Annotated in this window: 18 protein-coding genes; 17 read left to right on the top strand and 1 reads right to left on the bottom strand. The window is 47.0% G+C overall.

Annotated elements, in window-relative coordinates:
- The first annotated feature begins 27 nt into the window (after positions 1-27).
- The 17 genes from DSOL_RS03225 (at position 28) to DSOL_RS03145 (ending at position 18276) form a co-directional block, all read left to right on the top strand.
- The gene (locus DSOL_RS03225) at positions 28-759 is read left to right on the top strand and encodes a 2-phosphosulfolactate phosphatase (RefSeq protein WP_075363599.1); all 732 of its coding nucleotides are present in this window, start codon (positions 28-30) and stop codon (positions 757-759) included.
- Positions 760-989: 230 nt separating this feature from the next.
- Entirely contained in the window at positions 990-1568 is a 579-nt protein-coding gene (gene pduL, locus DSOL_RS03220; RefSeq protein ID WP_075363451.1) for a phosphate propanoyltransferase, read from the top strand.
- 302 nt (positions 1569-1870) lie between these two features.
- Entirely contained in the window at positions 1871-2230 is a 360-nt protein-coding gene (locus DSOL_RS03215) for a DUF5665 domain-containing protein (protein WP_345788356.1), read from the top strand.
- A 21-nt stretch (positions 2231-2251) separates the two neighbouring features.
- Positions 2252-2911: a TraR/DksA C4-type zinc finger protein gene (locus tag DSOL_RS03210; RefSeq protein WP_075363450.1), complete on the top strand. Its 660-nt coding sequence runs from the start codon at positions 2252-2254 to the stop codon at positions 2909-2911.
- Between the two features lie 241 nt (positions 2912-3152).
- The gene (gene lspA / locus DSOL_RS03205) at positions 3153-3617 is read left to right on the top strand and encodes a signal peptidase II (RefSeq protein ID WP_075363449.1); all 465 of its coding nucleotides are present in this window, start codon (positions 3153-3155) and stop codon (positions 3615-3617) included.
- A 28-nt stretch (positions 3618-3645) separates the two neighbouring features.
- Complete coding sequence (locus tag DSOL_RS03200) at positions 3646-4665, top strand: RluA family pseudouridine synthase (RefSeq protein WP_075363448.1); 1020 nt, start codon at positions 3646-3648, stop codon at positions 4663-4665.
- 176 nt (positions 4666-4841) lie between these two features.
- The gene (gene pyrR / locus DSOL_RS03195; RefSeq protein ID WP_075363447.1) at positions 4842-5402 is read left to right on the top strand and encodes a bifunctional pyr operon transcriptional regulator/uracil phosphoribosyltransferase PyrR; all 561 of its coding nucleotides are present in this window, start codon (positions 4842-4844) and stop codon (positions 5400-5402) included.
- Between the two features lie 216 nt (positions 5403-5618).
- Positions 5619-6554 carry an aspartate carbamoyltransferase catalytic subunit gene (locus DSOL_RS03190; RefSeq protein WP_075363446.1) on the top strand — a complete coding sequence of 312 codons (936 nt, stop codon included), beginning with the start codon at positions 5619-5621 and terminating at the stop codon, positions 6552-6554.
- Positions 6541-7851 carry a dihydroorotase gene (locus DSOL_RS03185; protein ID WP_075363445.1) on the top strand — a complete coding sequence of 437 codons (1311 nt, stop codon included), beginning with the start codon at positions 6541-6543 and terminating at the stop codon, positions 7849-7851. Before DSOL_RS03190 ends, DSOL_RS03185 begins: the two co-directional genes overlap by 14 nt.
- A 59-nt stretch (positions 7852-7910) precedes the next feature.
- The gene (carA, locus tag DSOL_RS03180) at positions 7911-9023 is read left to right on the top strand and encodes a glutamine-hydrolyzing carbamoyl-phosphate synthase small subunit (protein ID WP_075363444.1); all 1113 of its coding nucleotides are present in this window, start codon (positions 7911-7913) and stop codon (positions 9021-9023) included.
- Between the two features lie 2 nt (positions 9024-9025).
- Positions 9026-12199, top strand: a complete 3174-nt coding sequence (carB, locus tag DSOL_RS03175) for a carbamoyl-phosphate synthase large subunit (RefSeq protein WP_075363443.1) — start codon at positions 9026-9028, stop codon at positions 12197-12199.
- Between the two features lie 112 nt (positions 12200-12311).
- Positions 12312-13136, top strand: a complete 825-nt coding sequence (locus tag DSOL_RS03170; RefSeq protein WP_075363442.1) for a dihydroorotate dehydrogenase electron transfer subunit — start codon at positions 12312-12314, stop codon at positions 13134-13136.
- Positions 13123-14043, top strand: coding sequence for a dihydroorotate dehydrogenase (locus DSOL_RS03165; protein ID WP_075363441.1), 921 nt, complete (start codon positions 13123-13125; stop codon positions 14041-14043). Before DSOL_RS03170 ends, DSOL_RS03165 begins: the two co-directional genes overlap by 14 nt.
- Positions 14044-14125: 82 nt before the next feature.
- Positions 14126-14854, top strand: coding sequence for an orotidine-5'-phosphate decarboxylase (gene pyrF / locus DSOL_RS03160; protein ID WP_075363440.1), 729 nt, complete (start codon positions 14126-14128; stop codon positions 14852-14854).
- A gap of 21 nt (positions 14855-14875) precedes the next feature.
- A complete protein-coding gene (gene pyrE, locus DSOL_RS03155) occupies positions 14876-15493 on the top strand; it encodes an orotate phosphoribosyltransferase (protein WP_075363439.1) in 618 nt (205 codons plus the stop codon).
- A 428-nt stretch (positions 15494-15921) separates the two neighbouring features.
- Entirely contained in the window at positions 15922-17403 is a 1482-nt protein-coding gene (locus DSOL_RS03150) for an alkaline phosphatase family protein (protein ID WP_075363438.1), read from the top strand.
- Between the two features lie 18 nt (positions 17404-17421).
- A complete protein-coding gene (locus DSOL_RS03145) occupies positions 17422-18276 on the top strand; it encodes a DMT family transporter (RefSeq protein ID WP_075363437.1) in 855 nt (284 codons plus the stop codon).
- Positions 18277-18408: 132 nt separating this feature from the next.
- On the opposite strand, the gene DSOL_RS03140 is transcribed toward DSOL_RS03145, so the two are convergent.
- The gene (locus tag DSOL_RS03140) at positions 18409-19572 is read right to left on the bottom strand and encodes a phosphoglycerate dehydrogenase (RefSeq protein WP_075363436.1); all 1164 of its coding nucleotides are present in this window, start codon (positions 19570-19572) and stop codon (positions 18409-18411) included.
- Position 19573 lies beyond the last annotated feature (1 nt).

Raw genomic sequence — 19573 nt, 5'->3', positions numbered from 1 at the left:
TAGAGTACGATGGATGGGGGTAATCACATACAAATTGAAGTACTACCGAGTGCGGGATCACCGCGAATACCTTACCTTGAAGATAAATTAGTCATTGTGATTGATGTTTTGAGAGCCACAAGTACTATGGTAACAGCATTGGCCAATGGGTGTCAGGCCATTATTCCGGCGCTTACGCCTGAGGAAGCTTTGGAAAAACGTTTAACCCTTCCTGGATCATTATTGGGGGGCGAGCGCCATGCGCTGCCAATAGAAGGGTTTGATCTAGGCAATTCACCCTTTGATTATGTTCCGGAAAAAGTGGGTGGCAAAAGAATTGTTATGACGACGACCAACGGTACAAGGGCAATACGAGATGCAAGCGCAGCGCCTTTGATCTGGATGGCTTCTTTTTTAAATATGCAGAGTATCGTGTTGGCTATCTTACGTCAATTTCAAACTGACTGTAAATTTCAAGGGATTGTTGTGTTTTGTGCGGGTACAGAAGAACGGTTTGATCTTCCAGATACGCTTTGCGCGGGAATGATGATCGAAGCTTTAGGTACCAATGTTGTTCTCAATGATTTAGGAGAAGCAGCACGAATTTTATATCGCAGTTCAGAAAATCAGCTTGTAGATATGATTCGCAACTCGGCTCACGGACAAAGGCTCATGTCTCTAGGCCTCGAACGTGATTTGGTTTATTGTTCCACCCCGAATATTTTGCCAATTATCCCAGTCCTTGAAGAGGGAGAAATTGTTTGGTTGACGAAGGGATAAACGATGGGGGAGGAAGTGGCTTTGCCCATAATTATTTGTAAAAAAGGACAAAATTAATGTCGTTTTTCGACGAAATGGAGTATACTACAAGCAACGCATTGTTTGTACCAAACAGAAAGTATAAGTTTCGGGTGGCACAGGGTGCAGACAAAGTGAACGCTTGGCGCACAAGTCAAGTTTTCTTTATTTTGTTCGGTAGTATACTATCGAATAGGGAGGTTGATGAAATCATGGCAAGTTTTAAAGTTTCCGTAGGAATTTCGAACCGACACATTCATTTGTCCCAAGAACATATTGAAGCTCTTTTTGGGCCCGGATACACTTTGACCAAAACTAAAGACCTCAGTCAGCCGGGCCAGTTTGCTTGTGAAGAGACAGTAACGCTTATCGGACCTAAAGGTACGATGCCAGGTGTTCGAATTTTGGGACCTGCAAGGAAAGCTTCGCAAGTGGAGCTTTCTGCAACGGACACCTTCAAAATAGGGGTGAAACCACCTGTTCGAGATTCAGGAAAGCTAGAGGAAACCCCAGGAGTGGATGTTGAGGGTCCGAAGGGGCGCGTTCACTTGGATCAAGGGGTGATTGTTGCCGCTCGACATATTCATATGACTCCAGAAGAAGCTGCAGAGTATTCCTTGAAGGATGGGGATCATGTCCGAGTCGCAGTCCCAGGTCCAAGGGGAGGTAGCCTGGACCATGTACTGGTTAGAGTTAACTCTAATTATGAATTAGATCTGCATCTTGATACGGATGAAGGAAACGCTTTTGGTTTGAAAAATGGCCAGCAACTTGAAGTCTCAACAGATTGAGGAATTTATTTTTTACCTATTGGGGTGAAGGAATCTTCATAAATGATGATTTAAAGAGAATTAAGGGCTTTCGCGGGTTGCGCGAAGGCTCTTTTCTTTTTTATACCAGTCAGAAAGTATAAGTTTCGGGTGGCATAAGTGCAACTAGGGCGACCGCCTTCGCCAAGGCTTGGCGTTAGCCAAGTTTTCTTTATGGGCATTCGGCCTTCTGATGACGTGGAAGGAATAAGTCGAGATTTTTGTTAAATTACAGTGTAAATTCTACAACTGATGGGAACACTGAAATGGAGTTTTAATACGAGGTGAATAAGGTGACCGCTTCTGATGAACAAGATAAAGTCATAACATTTCAGTCTGCGAGTGCCGAAAAAACCATTTCCTTGAAAGTTCAGGAGTGGATCGACCTAAGGCATCAGGTCACATTATTGGCAGAGACTCTAGAAAAGATGAGATTGGCTGAATACATCGCGTATCTGAATCGTCCAGGACGTCTACTTTGGTATAATTTCCTTACCGGTCTTGTGCGGGGGCTGGGAACGGCCTTAGGAGCTGGGGCTCTTGCAGGAGTCGCTTATTTCCTATTAAAACGAATAGTTGTGCTGAATTTACCGGTCATTGGAGGGTTTATTGCAGAACTGAGTAAGTACGTTCAACAGCCTTAGATACGATAGGAGGGCGAGTTTATGAAAGAACAGATGAGTTACACTAAACTAATCGATACTCTCCGCGAAGAGAGAAAAGATTCGATCGAAACCGCGACTGAGCTTATTAATGGAGATATGAGAGAGTCCTTGGGTGAATTGTCAGTTTTAGACAATCATCCTGCAGATATTGGCACAGAGGTTTATCAGCGGTCTCAGGATGTCGCTGAACATGATCGTCTGCTCCACAGAGTTGAAGCGATTGACGCTGCATTGGAACGCTCCAAAAAGGGAGAATATGGTATATGTGAACATTGTGGGCGCGAAATCCCCTTTGAACGACTCGAAGCCTTGCCCTACACTACCGTATGCACTGAATGCAGTCGCGAGGAGGAGAAGGAAGAGCAACACTCGTTACATCGCGAACCGGTAGAGAACGAAATTTTGAATCGCCCCTTTTCAAGAACTTTCAACGATGGCACGGATCGGGTAGAATTTGATGGTGAAGATTCTTGGCAGGCAGTGGCCCGTTATGGAACCTCAGATACTGCTCAAGATTTAGGGACAAATAGAGATGTCTCGGATCCAAATGACGTATACGAAGATGCAGATGAAGTGATTGGGGCAGTACAATATATTGAAACCCTTGAAACTGAAAGGGAACCGGAAGGACGGGGGAATACAATTCACTATAGCAAGTAGGAAGCACGGGGACGGTTCTTCTGCTTCGTTCATCGGGGGAGGAAGTGTCTTAGTCTGTTCACACACGCTCCATTGCTATTCGCTTGGCACCACACCACCCTTATTGTCATTCTTGCTGGTGCTGAGCCAGCAGGGAGGTCTGGCCTGGAAATTGATGCTAGACAGTGTTTAAAAAATGAATAGTTTGCCCTGCTTCGTGCCCTGTGTTAAGATGAGGAAAAGAGCAGGGGAGGTTAGTCAGGTGGTGGTTTGGCTTGCTATGATCGGGGTGTGGATTCTTGATCGCTTATTCAAAGTGTTGGTTCAAACGCACTTTATTCCGGGTGAGACACTGATAGTCATCCCCAAAGTATTTCATCTGACGTTTGTTTTAAATCCAGGCGCGGCATTCGGCTTGATGGCCGGTCGGACCTGGATTTTTGTCGTTACCGCGTTGATAGTGGTTGGCGGGGTAATATATGGACAGTTTCGTATTCCACGCAGTGAAGTGCTTATGCGTCTGTCTTTAGGAATGATAGGAGGCGGGGCACTAGGAAACTTGTATGATAGACTCGTTATTGGGCGTGTGGTGGATTATCTGGATTTCCAGATCTGGCCGTTTGTCTTCAATTTTGCGGATAGTATGATAGTTGTAGGCGTAGGATTACTTATTTTCAACTTATATCAGCAAGAAAAGGCTCAAGCTAAATCTGTATCAGAAAAATAAACGGTTGAAGAATTGGCGGGGTAAGTGAATGGACGAAATACTAAATGAAGTAGCTCTGGAGGATCTTGAATTAGACGAACAAGTTTTTGATGAGAGAAATTCGTTTGTAGGTGTTGATCTATCGTCTGAAAAGGAGACGTTTGAACTTCCCGAAGGAATTCGCCTAGACGTTGGGGTGACTGATGTTCTGGGAAAGAGCAGGTCTTTTGTTCAAGGAATCATTGCTCAAGAATGTATAAAAGTTAATGGCTCAGCCAAAAAAGCGAATTATAGGGTGCGCCTGGGTGACAAGATTGAAGTGGAGCTTCCTTCTGCAAGCAAGTCAACGGCCGAACCGGAAAATATCCCGATCGAGATTCTGTATGAGGATGAAGATGTTTTGGTTGTGAATAAACCCCAGGGTATGGTAGTTCATCCGGCACCGGGGGCATGGTCGGGAACCCTGGTTAATGCCTTGTTATATCATTGTCATAATCTTTCGGGTATTAACGGGGTATTACGTCCAGGGATTGTACATCGTATTGACAAAGATACATCGGGGATTTTGGTGGTGGCTAAGAATGATGTCGCCCATCAAGGGCTCGCTGCTCAACTTAAAGAGCATACTATGAATCGGAAATATTTGGCGTTAGTCCACGGGGTGGTATCCGAACCTTCTGGGACTGTAGACGCGCCCATTGGACGAGACCCATCGGACCGTAAGCGCATGGCCGTGGTGATGCTTCATTCGAAATCTGCCGTCTCGCATTATACTGTATTAGAACGTTTTAATGAGAGTACCTATCTGGAAGTGCGTTTAGAGACTGGTCGGACTCATCAGATCCGTGTTCATATGGCCTATGTCAAACATCCAGTTCTCGGGGACCCCGTGTATGGGCCGAAAAAGAATAGGTATGGCCTACAAGGGCAAATGCTTCATGCTGCACATTTGGGATTTGAACATCCGCGCAGTGGGGTATGGATGAAGTTTGATGCCCCTGTGCCCGAAAGATTTGCAGCCCTCATTGAAAAGTTGAGGAGGAGTGGGGCATCTTGCATTGACTTTTAGACTATCCTGAAGTAAACTTAGTGAAAGTGTTATGGCCTTTAATGAAGTCCTGAGAGGCTTGGGAAGGCAGACGGAAGTTAGGGAGACTGTCTGCTATTCAGACAGTTTTTTTGTACATTTCTTTCAAATCTGCGGACCGAAGGATAAGCCATAGGGGGAAAGGAGATAGTTGAGCCTTGGAAGGAATCGTTAAAAGTAAAATTTTAGATGCTGATGGGATTCGACGAGCGATTACCCGTATTGCACACGAGATCGTGGAAAAAAATAAAGGGACTGATAAACTGGTTTTAGTGGGGATTCGTCGTCGAGGGGTGCCTTTAGCGGAGCGAATTCAACAATACATTGAGGAATTTGAAGGAGTAAAGCTTCCTCTCGGAATTCTGGATATCACACTTTATCGTGATGACTTAAGTACTATTGATATTCATCCTGTGGTTCACGAAACGGATGTTCCTGTGAGCATTGAAGGGAAATGTGTAATTCTGATCGATGATGTGCTCTATACTGGGAGGACGGCTCGTGCAGCATTAGATGCGACGATGGATTTAGGAAGGCCAGAGCGCATACAATTGGCAGTTCTAGTGGATCGAGGACATCGGGAGTTGCCCATACGTGCAGATTATGTCGGCAAAAACCTTCCCACGTCAAGTCGGGAAATTGTAGCGGTTCGTTTGCAGGAAGTAGATGGGGACGAGGATGTACTCTTACTGGAACGGGAAGATAAAAATCCAAGTTAAATAATACAAACGAACAAAATGAGACTTTACCCTTTAAATGCTATCCAGAGAGATAGTCAAGGGGCGAGTGGATATAGGTTTTAAGCCTATTTTAACTCCTCTCCCTCTTGGGACGAGGATTTTTTTAATGTCCCCATACTTGCGTACTTGCACACTTGGGATTTAAGCACAAATTATAAGAGATAATAAGAGTGAAAGAAGTTAGGGAGGGTTACTATGAAGTGGCAGCGTAAAGATATTCTAGCGATAGAAGATATGAGCGTGGAGGAAATTCGTCAGATTCTGCATACTGCAAAAGTAATGAAAGAAATATTAATGCGCCCGATTAAGAAGTTGCCCACGTTAAAAGGGAAATCCGTGGTTAATCTCTTCTATGAAGCAAGTACTCGAACACGAACCTCCTTTGAAATGGCTGGAAAGGTTTTGGGGGCCGATACGACTAGTATCGCAGTTGCCCAGAGTAGTGTGAGTAAAGGGGAAAGTTTGTATGACACCGCCAAGACGATCCAAGCGATGCGCGCTGATCTGGTGATCCTTAGGCATCCCAGTTCAGGTTCTGCAAACTTTTTGGCGGATATTCTGGATGCGGGGGTCATTAATGCCGGAGACGGTCAGCATGAACATCCAACCCAAGCTTTACTGGACATTTTTACGATGGAGGAGCGTCTCGGTGCCATAGAAGGCAAGAATGTTGTTATCGTTGGGGACGTTTTGCACTCTCGGGTTGCTCGGAGCAATGCTTGGGGGCTTCAGAAACTTGGTGTGAATGTGACTTTGGTGGGTCCTCCAACTCTACTTCCGGTTGAGATGGAGGGGCTGGGTGTGAAAATGTCTCATAATCTTGACAGCGCTTTACTGGGAGCAGATGTCGTGATGGCACTTCGCCTCCAACTTGAACGGCAGAAAAGTGGGCTATTCCCGAGCCTTCGTGAGTATAGTCATCTCTATGGTTTGACGACTGAACGTCTAAAGAAAACAGGAAAACAGAGTATTGTGTTACACCCTGGTCCGATGAACCGGGGTGTAGAAATCTCGGATGATGTGGCTGATGGTGTAGACTCTTTAATTGAGAGGCAGGTTACGAACGGGGTAGCCATTCGTATGGCTCTTATATATTTACTGATAGGAGGAGCTAGCAATGTGGTGGCTTAAAGAGGTAAGGGTTATTGATCCGAGTCAAACGATTTCTTCTCCCCGCGATGTTCTAATCAAGAGCGGGAAGGTGTTAGAAATCTCTTCCTCAATGACAGAGGCTGAGGTTTTAGAAAAAGCGCAGGGCGAAGCAGTGGAAACTATCGATGGTCAAGGAAAGTTCCTTTTTCCGGGGCTAATTGATGTCCACACTCATCTGCGTGAACCGGGTCAAGAGGACAAAGAGGATATTTTGAGTGGTTCACGAGCTGCAGTGCGCGGAGGATTTACAACCATTCTGGCCATGGCGAACACGCAACCGGTGATTGACAATCGAGCTTTAGTTGAATTTGTACGCTTGCAGGGTGAACGTGCAGGGTATGCCCATGTATTGCCGATTGGGACGGTTACCAAAGGGATGCAGGGGATCGAGCTGGTCGAAATGGCAGATATGAAAGAGGGCGGAGCTGCGGCCTTTTCCGATGACGGAAAAAACATTCAAAGCGCAGAAGTGATGAGGCTCGCTTTAGAATATGCCAAACTGACAGGGCTGCCAATTATTAGTCATTGCGAGGATAAAGACTTGGCCGGAGATGGTCTGATGCGCCGCGGGGTGGCGTCAGGTCGGATGGGCTTAAGAGGTATCCCAGCCAGTGCAGAAAGCGTGATTGTAGCTCGGGATTTGTTACTGGCTGAGGAAACAGGCGGAAAACTTCATCTCGCCCATATTTCGACCACAGAGAGTGTCGACTTGATTCGTAGAGCTAAAGCCCGTGGGGTAGATGTCACGGCTGAAGTGAATCCTCACCATTTGATCTTTTGCGATGAAGAGATAAAACTTACGGATACCGTACTTAAAGTGAATCCTCCTTTGGGTTCCCGAGAAGACCGAGAGGCCCTTATTGAAGGGCTTCGTGATGGCACCCTCGATATGATCGCGACGGATCATGCTCCCCATACCCAGGCGGAAAAAGCTCGACCCTTTGCGGAGGCACCGTTTGGCATTGCGAGCCTAGAAACTGCCTTGAGTGCAGTGTGGCAAAATTTGGTGTTGCCCGGACGCTTATCCCTAGATCGGGTGATCGAGGCCTGGAGCGTTTCTCCGGCACGACGGTTCGGTTTGCTCGGGGGAACTCTAAAACCCGGATCGCCAGCAGATATGGTGCTCTTTGACCCGGATTTTTCGGAAGTCATCGACCCGGCCAAGTTGGTTTCGAAAGCACGAAATACCCCGTTCTTGGGAAAAACCCTACATGGCTTTCCAGTTATGGTGTGGGTGGAAGGCAGACTGGTCCAGAGAAATCGGACAGTACAATAAAAACACCAGTAGAGAGACTTTGCAAATAGAATTTGAGAGATAGAGAGGAAGTGTTGAAGGTGGCTTATCTCGTTTTTAAGGATGGGACGGCCTTTGAAGGGGAAGAATTTGGGTCCTGGCTGAAGAGCTCGAACGCAGTGACAGAGCAGGAAGTGGTCTTCAATACCTCCATGAGTGGCTATCAGGAAATGGTCACGGATTTGTCCTATGCGGGGCAGATTCTCGTCCTGACTCAACCGCAAATCGGAAATTATGGCTGGCACCATGAAGAAAATGAAGCGGCTAAAACTCGTCTGCAGGGACTTGTTGTGCGGGAGCTTTCCGAGGGAGAGGGGAGTTTGCATGGTGAGGGATCGTTGGAGGACTATTGCCAGCAATATGGTGTACAGGGATTAAAGGGCGTGGATACGCGGGCCTTGACAAGGTATTTACGACAATTCGGCACATTACCAGGCGTACTGGTTCAAACTCAGGAGGAGGCGCTGGAGTTCTGGGCGAATTTCCAAGGAAATGACGCAACAAAGGAGAAAAGCGAACATTGGGTCTATCGCTCGACGGTCAAAGAAGCCTATGAGATACCAGGTTCAGGCCCGTTAATCGCTGTACTCGACTTTGGCGTCAAACGAAATATTATTCGTAACCTTCAGGAGAGAGGATTCAGAATCATGGTGTTCCCGGCTGGGTCAACCCCAGAAGAAATTCTCAGACAGCGACCCAGCGGAGTGGTTCTAAGCAATGGTCCTGGAGATCCTGGCGAATTGTTGGAATGTGTGGCTACGGTGCGCAGGCTGTATGATAAGTTACCCGTCCTGGGCATTTGTTTAGGGCATCAACTCTTGGCTTTAGCTGCGGGTGGGGCAACCTACAAGCTACCATACGGGCATCGTGGGGGAAACCATCCGGTCATCGATTTGCGTTCGGGAAAAGCTACCATGACGTCCCAAAACCACGGGTATGCTGTGCAGGAAGAATCTTTAAAGGGTTCAGGTTTTGAAGTGACGTTGCGTAATCTTAATGATGGAACCGTTGAAGGGATGGAGCACCTAACCTATCCTATCTTATCCGTGCAATTTCATCCGGAAGGCGCTCCAGGGCCGGAGGAGAACGCTGAAATTTTCGACAGGTTCAAGGAACTGGTCGAGAGTGGTTTATCTAGAAAGGGGAGAAGATAGGAATGCCCAAAAAAGAGTGGAAAAAGGTTCTAGTGATCGGATCTGGCCCCATCGTGATTGGGCAGGCAGCCGAGTTTGACTATGCAGGCACACAGGCCTGCAGGGCTCTGCGCGAAGAAGGGGTAGAAGTAATCCTCGTCAATTCCAATCCCGCAACGATTATGACAGATCGGGAAACGGCGAACCGAGTCTATATTGAACCTTTGACGGTTGAATCTGTGGAACGAATTATTGAGCGAGAAAGGCCAGATGGCTTGATCCCTACGATGGGAGGGCAAACCGGTCTGAACCTGGCGTATCAACTTGCCAAACGAGGGGTTTTGGAACGCTGTGAGGTCACTCTGATGGGAACTTCCTTGAAGAGCATCGATCAAGCGGAAGATCGGGAAAGTTTTCGGACCTTGATGCAGGAGCTGGGTGAACCAATTCCTGAAAGCAAGATTGTATCCGAGGTCGAAGAGGCACTCGCCTTCGCCCAAGAAACGGGATACCCACTTATTGTACGTCCAGCCTTTACCCTGGGAGGAACTGGGGGAGGGATTGTGCGCAGTGCTGAGGAAATGGTGCAGATTGCAGCAAGTGGTTTGCAGGCCAGCCTCATTGGTCAGATCTTAGTGGAGCGCAGTGTGGCTGGTTGGAAAGAAGTTGAGTTTGAAGTCTTACGGGATGGAATCGGAAACTGCATCACAATTTGCCACATGGAAAACATGGATCCTGTCGGAATTCATACCGGGGATAGTATTGTTGTTGCCCCTTGTCAAACCTTGACCGATCGGGAGGTTCAGATGTTGCGCAGCTCTTCACGGAGGATCGTGAATGGTTTGGGAATTGAAGGGGGCTGCAATGTCCAGTTTGCGCTTCACCCTTCGCGCATGGAATACGTGGTGATTGAGGTCAACCCCCGTCTCAGTCGTTCTAGCGCTCTCGCTTCCAAGGCCACAGGATACCCGATAGCTAAGGTTGCTGCCAAAATAGCCTTGGGTTATGCGCTGACAGAACTTAAGAATGCTGTCACAGGGAAAACCTCGGCTTGTTTTGAACCAGCCTTGGACTATGTAGTGGTCAAAATTCCGCGCTGGCCTTTTGATAAATTCTCAGAGGCAGACCGGCGTTTGGGCACTCAGATGAAGGCCACGGGCGAAGTGATGGGCATCGGTCGGAACTTGGAAACTGCCCTCCTCAAAGCCGTCCGTTCTCTCGACATCAAGGTGTACGGAGTCCGCTTGCCGGAACTCGAGGGACTATTGGATGCCGAACTTAAAACCGCTTACCTTAAGCCGGATGATCGACAGCTCTTCGTTTTGGCTGAAGCACTGAGGCGCGGCCGGACGGTGGATTCGCTGGCAGAGGAGACAGGCTGGAATCGGTATTTTTTGGTGATAATCAACCGCTTGGTGGAGAACATAGCCTTATTAGAAAAGGCACCGTGGGATCAGAAAATGTTACTTCGGGCTAAGCGGCTTGGGTTCGCTGATCGGGAAATTGCAGACCTCTGGAAAAGCACGGAAGATGAGGTCTACCGCTTCAGAATTGAGCAGGGTTTGTGCCCGGTTTTCAAAATGGTTGATACCTGTGCAGGTGAGTTTGAGGCCACAACCCCCTACTTCTATTCCAGCTATGATGTTGAGGACGAAGGGGAGGTTCATAAGCGGCCCAAAGTGGTCGTCTTAGGATCAGGCCCGATTAGGATCGGTCAGGGGATTGAATTTGACTATTGTTCTGTGCATGCGGTCATAGCCCTGCGCAAGGCCGGGTATGAAAGTATTATTATTAATAACAATCCTGAGACAGTCTCCACGGACTTTGACACGGCCGATCGGCTTTATTTCGAACCCTTAACCCTGGAGGATGTCTCGGCGATTCTGGACAAAGAACAGCCTGATGGCGTGGTGGTTCAGTTTGGGGGACAGACCGCGATTGGCTTGGCTAGTGGGCTAGCTGGGCGTGGATATCGTATTTTAGGTACGTCTGTGGAAGACATTGATCGAGCGGAGGAACGAGGGACTTTTGATCGCGTTCTGCAAGAACTTGGGGCCAAACGGCCACGCGGAGGTGGCGCCACGAATATGCAGCAAGTTCAACGTGTGGCCCAAGAGATCGGATTTCCCTTAGTGGTTCGCCCTTCCTATGTGTTGGGTGGGAGAGCCATGGACATTGTCTATGAAGAAAAGGAATTAGAGACCGTTGTCAGGCGAGCCCTGTCGGCCTCCTCGGACCAGGAGATCTGGATGGATCAGTATCTGCTCGGGACAGAGGTAGAAGTGGATGCGATCTCTGACGGAGAAAATGTCTTCATCCCTGGGATCATGGAGCATCTGGAGCGAGCAGGCGTGCACTCTGGGGATTCTATTGCGGTCTATCCGCCTCAAACCTTAGATTTGAATATGCAAGAGCGCATTATTGCATTGACAGAATCCTTAGCAAGGTCTTTAAAAATAAAAGGGCTGCTGAACATTCAATATGTGATTTATCAGAAAGATCTTTTTGTTCTCGAAGTTAACCCTCGCTCAAGTCGCACCGTTCCTTTTCTGAGTAAAGTCACCGGGGTTCCAATTATCGATTGGGCAACTCAAGTGATCTTGGGCAGGAAATGGGAAGAGATTAAGATTCCACGCGGCCTCTGGCCGACCGGGGATCGGGTGGCCGTCAAAGCTCCCGTGTTCTCTTTTTCCAAGCTTCAACGAGTCGAACCCTCTTTGGGCCCAGAGATGAAATCCACCGGCGAAGTGATGGGAATGGATCGGACCTACGAAAAGGCTCTCTTCAAAGCGCTTCAAGGAGCGGGTCTCTCCTTTACAACGTATGGTTCCGTGTTCGTGACCTTGGCAGATCGTGATAAAGCGGAAGGGTCTGCCCTCGCTCGGCGCTTCGCTGAACTTGGGTTTCGCATTTTAGCGACAGAGGGAACGACGCGCTATTTGAAGGACGAAGGATTAAGAGTGGAAAAGATTGCTAAGCTGCATGATGGCTCGAACGAAATTATTGACGGAATTCGGAAACAAATAATCCAATATGTCGTCAATACAACAACCCATGGGCGAGTTCAGGAAAGTGATGGATTCGCAATCCGCAGAGCAGCTGTGGAACATGGAATTCCTTGCTTCACGAGTCTCGATACCGCCGCGGCGTTGCTCCAGGTGCTGGAGAGCATTTCACCAGGTCTCTTGCCGCTGTAGGATGCGCGAAGCACGAACTGTGTTTTTAGTATCGGATATAGTAAACTTACCTCAACAGAGGTTTACTAAGAACTTAATATGGGAATCGCGAACCACGAAAGGAGAGGGTGCCATGCTTACGGAAGGACAAGTCGTTGTTCATGAGAGGTTGGGAGCTGAAGATCAAAGGCTCAGGCGATTGGTTTTAAAAGGACCGATGGCCCTAACCGCGAAGGCCGGACAATTCGTGGCCATCCAAGTTCAGGATCTTGCGCTTTCTTCATTCGATCCCTTATTGCGACGACCCATTAGCATAGCAGGGATTTCTCAAGAACGTGATGAGATAACCTTGCTTTACCGAATTGTGGGTCGAGGAACTGAAATCTTAGCACGAGCAATGTGTGGGGATCAGCTTAGTGTTATGGGGCCTTTGGGAAATGGCTTTTCTTTGCCTGAAGAAGGAGAATTGTGGCTGGTTGCCGGAGGAATCGGTGTATTTCCGCTTTATGCCCTAGCACAAAGCGCACTCGCTCGGGGTCTGAAGGTGCGTTTGTTTTGGGGAGGAGAAAATCAATCTTTTCTAGAGAGTGCGGGACTTTCCTCTTGGCAAGCTCTTGGGATTCCGAACTACCTCAGTACCTTAGATGGAAGTTTAGGACAAAAGGGTCTTGTGACTGAACAGGTACAGGAACGATTATCTCAAGCGACGAGCGGCGGCAAGATAAGCGTAGCCACTTGTGGTCCTAAGAAGATGATGCAGGCGGTTGCGGAACTGTGCGTGAACTTTGGAGTCCCTGTGGAAGTTTCACTGGAAGAACGCATGGGGTGTGCTGTTGGAGCCTGTTTAGGGTGTGTGTGTACGCTTAGAGATGAAATGGGTAATCTGATCCATAAAAAGGTCTGTCAGGATGGACCGGTTTTTCGGGGCAAGGAGGTTGTTTGGGATGAGACCTGTTGATTTTACAACCCAGCTTGCGGGTATTAGTTTAAGAAATCCGGTCCTTACGTCCTCGGGGACCTATGGGTTTGGCGAGGAGTATGCCGCTTATTGTCCCGTCGAAGCTTTAGGGGGAATAACTCTGAAGGGGATTACCCCCTTGCCACGGTTGGGAAATCCAGTTCCTCGGCTTGCGGAAACGCCAGCAGGTCTACTAAACTCAGTCGGTCTGGAAAATCCGGGCTTAGAAGAATTTCTAAAATCCTATCTGCCCAAGGTGCGAAAATTACCCACTGCGGTGATTGCCAATATCTCTGGCTTTTCTCTGGAGGACTATGTACAGATAGCTCGTGCGTTGCAACGGGATTCAGGGTTAGCCGCCCTAGAAGTCAACATTTCCTGCCCAAATGTCAAACATGGTGGGATGCATTTTGGCACGGATCCTGGGAGCGCCGAAGAAGTGATTGCGGCAGTTAAGGTAGAAACTGATTTGCCGATTATCGCCAAGCTCTCACCGAACGTCACAGATATTGTAGGGATGGCTCGAGCTGTCCAGCGTGGGGGAGCGGATGCTTTATCGCTCATTAACACGCTTTTAGGAATGCGCATTGATCTTGACCAACAACGTCCTGTCTTAGCCAATACGTTCGGCGGGCTTTCCGGACCCGCTATTCGACCAGTTGCTGTGCGTATGGTTTGGCAAGTGGCCGAAGCTGTGGATTTACCCATCATAGGAATGGGTGGGATCACTACGTGGCAGGATGCTGTGGAATTTCTCTTGGCGGGGGCAACGGCTGTAAGTATTGGCACCGGAAACTTTGTCAATCCCCAGGCTCCACTAGAGATCCTACAGGGAATTCAAGATTACTGCGAGAAAAGAGGGCTAGCGTCCGTGCGGAAATTAGTCGGACTAGCGCATAAGGCGTAACGTGTCTATCTGACCAAGTTAGTCTCTATGTGAGTCCGTAGGCGATAAGCATAATTCGACAAGTCGTCCCAAGAACTTAGAAATGGAGGGTTATCGTTTGGATGTGACATTGAATAATCGTCGGGTCATGGTGGCTCTTGATGTGCAAGGGCGCGAAGAAGCATTAGTCTTTGCTAAAGCACTTCAAGGCAGTGGGTGTTGGCTTAAAGTGGGCCTAGAACTGTATGCCTATACTGGGCCCGCGATGATCCATGAACTGAAAACTTTGGGATTTCCCATTTTTCTGGACTTGAAGCTTCACGATATTCCCACAACGGTGGAACGGGCGATTCGCGGATTTGTTCAGTGTGGTGTGGACATGATCAATGTCCATTGCAGTGGCGGTTATGACATGATGGCGAGGGCTGCCCATGCTGTGCAGGAAGCAGGAAGCAAGCTGTCAAGCATTCCGAAAGTGATTGGGGTTACGGTCCTCACAAGTATGTCAGAAGATCAATTTAGACAAGAGATGGGAGTAGAGCGAAAACTCCAGGAGCATGTGGTTGAACTTGCAAAACTTGCTGAAAGGGCAGGGCTCGACGGAGTAGTTGCTTCGGCGAGAGAGGCGAGGGAGATAAGACAAAGCACCAAGCCTGGTTTCCTGATTGTTACACCAGGGATTCGTCCGGCCTGGAGTGAAGCGCAGGACCAAATGCGGGTCCTAACCCCACATGCAGCCTTAGCTGCGGGAAGCTCATATCTCGTGGTCGGGAGGCCGATTACTCGCGCTGAGAATCCTCGCCAGGCCTTGGAACGACTATGGATACTGTAGGAAAAGGAGAGAAATAAGGATATGAATAACGAATCAAACAACAGATTAAACAAAGGTAATGCACCATTAACTTCTGATGAATACCTTGACGTCTTTAGAAAAAGCGCAGCTTTACTGGACGGTCATTTTCTGCTCACCTCAGGAAAACATAGTGCACAGTACATGCAGTGTGCCCAAGTACTTCAATACCCAGACCGAGCAGCCATTCTAGCAGAGGGACTCGCCGCATCATTCCGCGACATGGACATTCAAACCGTTATCGGTCCCGCCATGGGGGGGATTTTGGTAGCCCATGAAGTCGCTAAGGCCCTCGGGGTACGGGCCTTATTTACTGAACGGGAAAACGGAATTATGCGTTTGCGCAGAGGGTTTACGCTTTCCCCTGGAGAACGCGTGTTGGTCGTTGAGGATGTGATCACGACTGGTGGATCCGTTCGAGAGGTATTATCAGTGGTCAGGGAATTGAAGGCTATTCCGGTGGGCGTTGGTGTGCTTGTGGACAGAACAGGCGGAATAGTGGATTTTGGGTTGCCGCAGAGTTCAATTATACAGCTAAACATTCAGGCTTTCGAAGCACAGGAATGCCCGCTTTGTGCTCAAGGGATTCCAGCAATTAAGCCCGGAAGTCGGAAAGTCTAAAAATAAAAACACGCTCTTTAAGTACGAGCGTGTAAAAAACAAGAACCAAGGTCAAGCTTGAATATCAATTTTATAGTTGTTGTAATTGTTGGAAACAGAGATCGTTGAGGGCTGTGTTACTTGTTAACCTCCTCGTTAGATAGATTTACGGTAAAAAGATCTCGAATTTCACTTAATCAATCTATCGAATTGAACTCTTGGAAATACCTTTGAGTTTAAGAACTTTGCCAATCAATACAAAATTATATAGTTAGTATATACCAAGAGATCAGATGAATACAACTTTATCGGATCTCTTGTGCTAGCTTGGTATGACGATGAAGAGTGGTAAAAAACCTTTGTTAATATGAATAATATAATCAAATCGTGACATTAGCTAGATATTTGATATAATTAACCAAATAATGTAACGAGAAGGGAGCCGAGTCATGAAAAAAGTAATACTATTTGTGATCGACTCTCTTCATCCTGTGGTCTTGGGAAGGATTCTTGCGGAGGGTAATGCTCCGGCTCTCGGCTTTTTAGCTAAACACGGAAGATACTTCGAGCACACTGTCTCTTCTTTTCCAACTATGACCCCGGTTGCCACGAGTTCTATGATCACAGGAACTTGGCCTGACCGGCACGGAGTTCCGGGTTTTATCTGGTATAACGAGGAAATTCGGAAAATCGTGGATTACGGAGCAACTTGGCAGGGCGTTTTGAAAAATGGTCCAGACAAAGTTATTCGCAATTTACTCTTGAAGCTCAATGCAGAGCATCTTGCTCTGGAAACGCCGACACTGTATGAAAAATTAGAGGCCTCGGGCTACAGTACGGGGAACATTAATCTTTTTATGCATCGAGCTACACACCAGTACCAAGCGAAACTTCCGTTTTTGATCGCTTTAGCGACAGGTTTTCGTCTTAAAGAAGAAAAGGTATCAGGACCTTCTCATTTGACCTTAGGTCAGCTTATCCACCCGCCTTTCTCAGGTCGGTTAACAACTTACCCGAGAGGGGTTTTTCATCGCTTTGGCTTTAATGACGCCTTTTCTGGAAAAATAGCTGCTCAGCTTGTTCGTGAGGGTAAACAACCGGATTTCACGGTCGTTTATTTTCCGGATAATGATAAAAACTCACATCTCTTCGGCCCTTTGCGCACAGGACCTTCTATTGAACGTACGGATCAGCAAGTGGCTGCGGTTCTGGATGAATTTGGTTCCTGGGAGAAAGCTCTGGAACAAAATTTAATGATTGTGACGGGGGACCATTCCCAGTCGACGGTTGGATTGGGCGAAGAATACCTCATTGATTTAGATCATTCTCTCAAGACCTTTAAACGATTAAAGGCCACAGAAGAGGCAAATGGAGACAAGAACAAAGAGATTGCTATTTGTCCGAACGAACGAATGGCCTTTATTTACCTCCTCCAGCGGGAGAACGAAATTTTACCCGAAGTCGTAGGGATTATGGCTAAAGATCCACGCAATGCCCAGATCGCTTGGAAGGTTTCCGAAAATAGATATTGTGTTATCCAAGGCGGCACGGAAAAACAGCTCTCTTTTTCACGCATTGGCCTTTATCGAGACGTATATGGGCAAAGCTGGTCCTTCGAAGGAGATTTGACTGTGGTCGATGCCCTGGTTATAGACGAGCAAAAACTTGAATTTGGGAAGTTTCCGGATGCGTTTACTCGTCTGATTTCAGCCCTTGAAGCACGAAGCGGAAGCCGAGTCGTTGTTTCTGCAGCAAAGGGGTATGAGTATTTTGCGGAAGGGGCACCCATTCATCCTGGTGGGGGGAGCCACGGATCTCTTGAAGAAGAGGATTCGACGGTGCCTATGATCGTTGCTGGAATGCCGGTAAGGTTAGAACATCCGAGAATTATTGATTTGTATCCAATGATTCTCGGGCATTTTGGGTTATAGAGAGAGAGGATTTCGTTTATGAAACGCGCAGTTGGACTCTTGGTGCTTGCAACGATCCTTTGGAGTGGTAATTATATTTGCGGCCGCTTTTTAGCGACTGCTTTACCGGCAACGTTACTGAATACAATTCGGTGGGCCATTTCTACAGCCATACTTTTCGGAATACTAGCCATCAACAAAAAAGAGATACCCATTTTTACAAGGTGGAAGGAATTTTTGATCCTAGGGTTCTTCGGTATATTTGCCTTTTCAACTCTGAATTACATGGGTTTAAGATTGATCAGTGCATCTCAGGCCGGAATGATTTCAGCAGGTACTCCGGTGGCGATACTCCTGTTTACCTCTCTTATACTTGAAGAACATATTAAAGGAAAGTCTTGGCTGGGTACCATTGTTTCCTTAATAGGCGTTGTTCTCTTGTTTATGGGAAAAAAAGGAGATGCGTTCAATGGATCATGGCTTGGAGGCCTTGAAACCCTTCTCGCGGGTTGCACGTGGGCTCTCTATACCGTATTTGGGAAGAAGTTCGGTAAAAACACGGATCCGTTAACGATGACAGCGGGGGCAGCCTTCTATGGTACGCTCTTCAGTGCTCTGAGCTGTATCGTAACGGTTCAACCGAATATGATTCATATGACGGCAAGTGCTTGGCTTGCAGTGATCTATGTGAGTACTTTGGCATCTGTTGGCGCTTTTTACGCCTGGAACGCGGGTGTTAAAGTTCTTAGCGCGAGTAAAGCCGCTCCTTATCTTAACTTGCTGCCAGTGTTCACGGTTGTTCTTGGTGTTCTCGTATTAAAGGAACAAATTTCCGGGACCTCATTTGTAGGAGGCGTAATTACTATTTTGGGAGCGATTTTGGCAACGCTTTGATACCTTCTCTCGACAAGCTACATTCATCCAAGATTCGTAGTTTCTTGAATTGCTTTTGTACCAAGACGTAAGGGGAGCCCTCCGGTGAGACGAAGGACTCCCCTTTTTGAATTATTGGGAGTTGTGAGAAACTCATTTAATAACCCTAACCTTTAGAACTCCATTAATCTCTCTGATTTTCTTAACTATACAGTCACTTGAAGATGATTCAATATCAATAAGGGTATAGGCCCATTGTCCTTTACTCTTATTCGTCATGTCGGAAATATTAATGTTTTCTTGAGCAAAAGCTGAAGTGAATTGGCTGAGCATGTTGGGTATATTGCGATGATTAATGGCTAGACGTCCTGCTAGAGTACATACTCCCATGTCACAGTTTGCATAGTTTACGGAATTTTTTATATTTCCATTTTCAAGGTAATCCATTAATTGTTCTACAGCCATTATTGCACAGTTATCTTCTGATTCATTCGTCGAAGCTCCCAAGTGAGGAATAGCTATGACTCCTTGGACTCCGCACACCTTGGGATTAGGAAAATCCGTGACATATCTATGAACTTTTCCAGACTTCAATGCTTCAATCATATCGTCATCATTGACCAACGAATCTCTTGAGAAGTTTAAGATACTCACTCCATCCTTCATAATTGCCAAAGTTTCTTTGTTGAACATTTCCTTGGTTTTATCCGTTAAAGGTACATGAACCGTAATAAAATCACATTCCTGATAGAGCTCTTCTAGAGATTTTGTAGGCTTAATATATTTTGAAAGTTTCCAGGCAGCATTCACCGAAATAAAGGGGTCAAAGCCGTAGACTTCCATCTCGAGTTTATTCCCTGCGTTAGCAGCTAAAACACCAACAGCTCCAAGTCCGATGACGCCAAGTTTCTTTCCTTTGATCTCTCTTCCTGAAAACTTTGATTTGTTTTTTTCAACGAGTTTAGCGACCTCGGGATCTTCTTTAACAGAATTCACCCAATTAATTCCGCCGATAATGTCACGAGCAGCCATCATTAATGCAGCGATCACAATTTCTTTAACCCCGTTGGCATTCGCACCCGGAGTATTAAAGACGACAATTCCATTTTCGGCACATTTATCTAGAGGAATATTATTGACTCCAGCTCCAGCTCTGGCTATAGCCTCAATAGTACGGGGTAACTCTTGATCATGAAGACTTGAACTTCTTACGAGTACTGCATTTGCTTCATTGAAGCTATCAACCATTTCGTAATTATCGGTGAACAGGTCTAGTCCCACATTTGCAATTTGATTTAAACAGTTTATTTTAAACACG

This window comes from Desulfosporosinus metallidurans, assembly GCF_001936615.1.
GTDB lineage: Bacteria > Bacillota > Desulfitobacteriia > Desulfitobacteriales > Desulfitobacteriaceae > Desulfosporosinus > Desulfosporosinus metallidurans.
The sequence above is the reverse complement of the archived record's forward strand: the minus strand, read 5'-3'. Positions and strand labels throughout refer to the sequence as shown.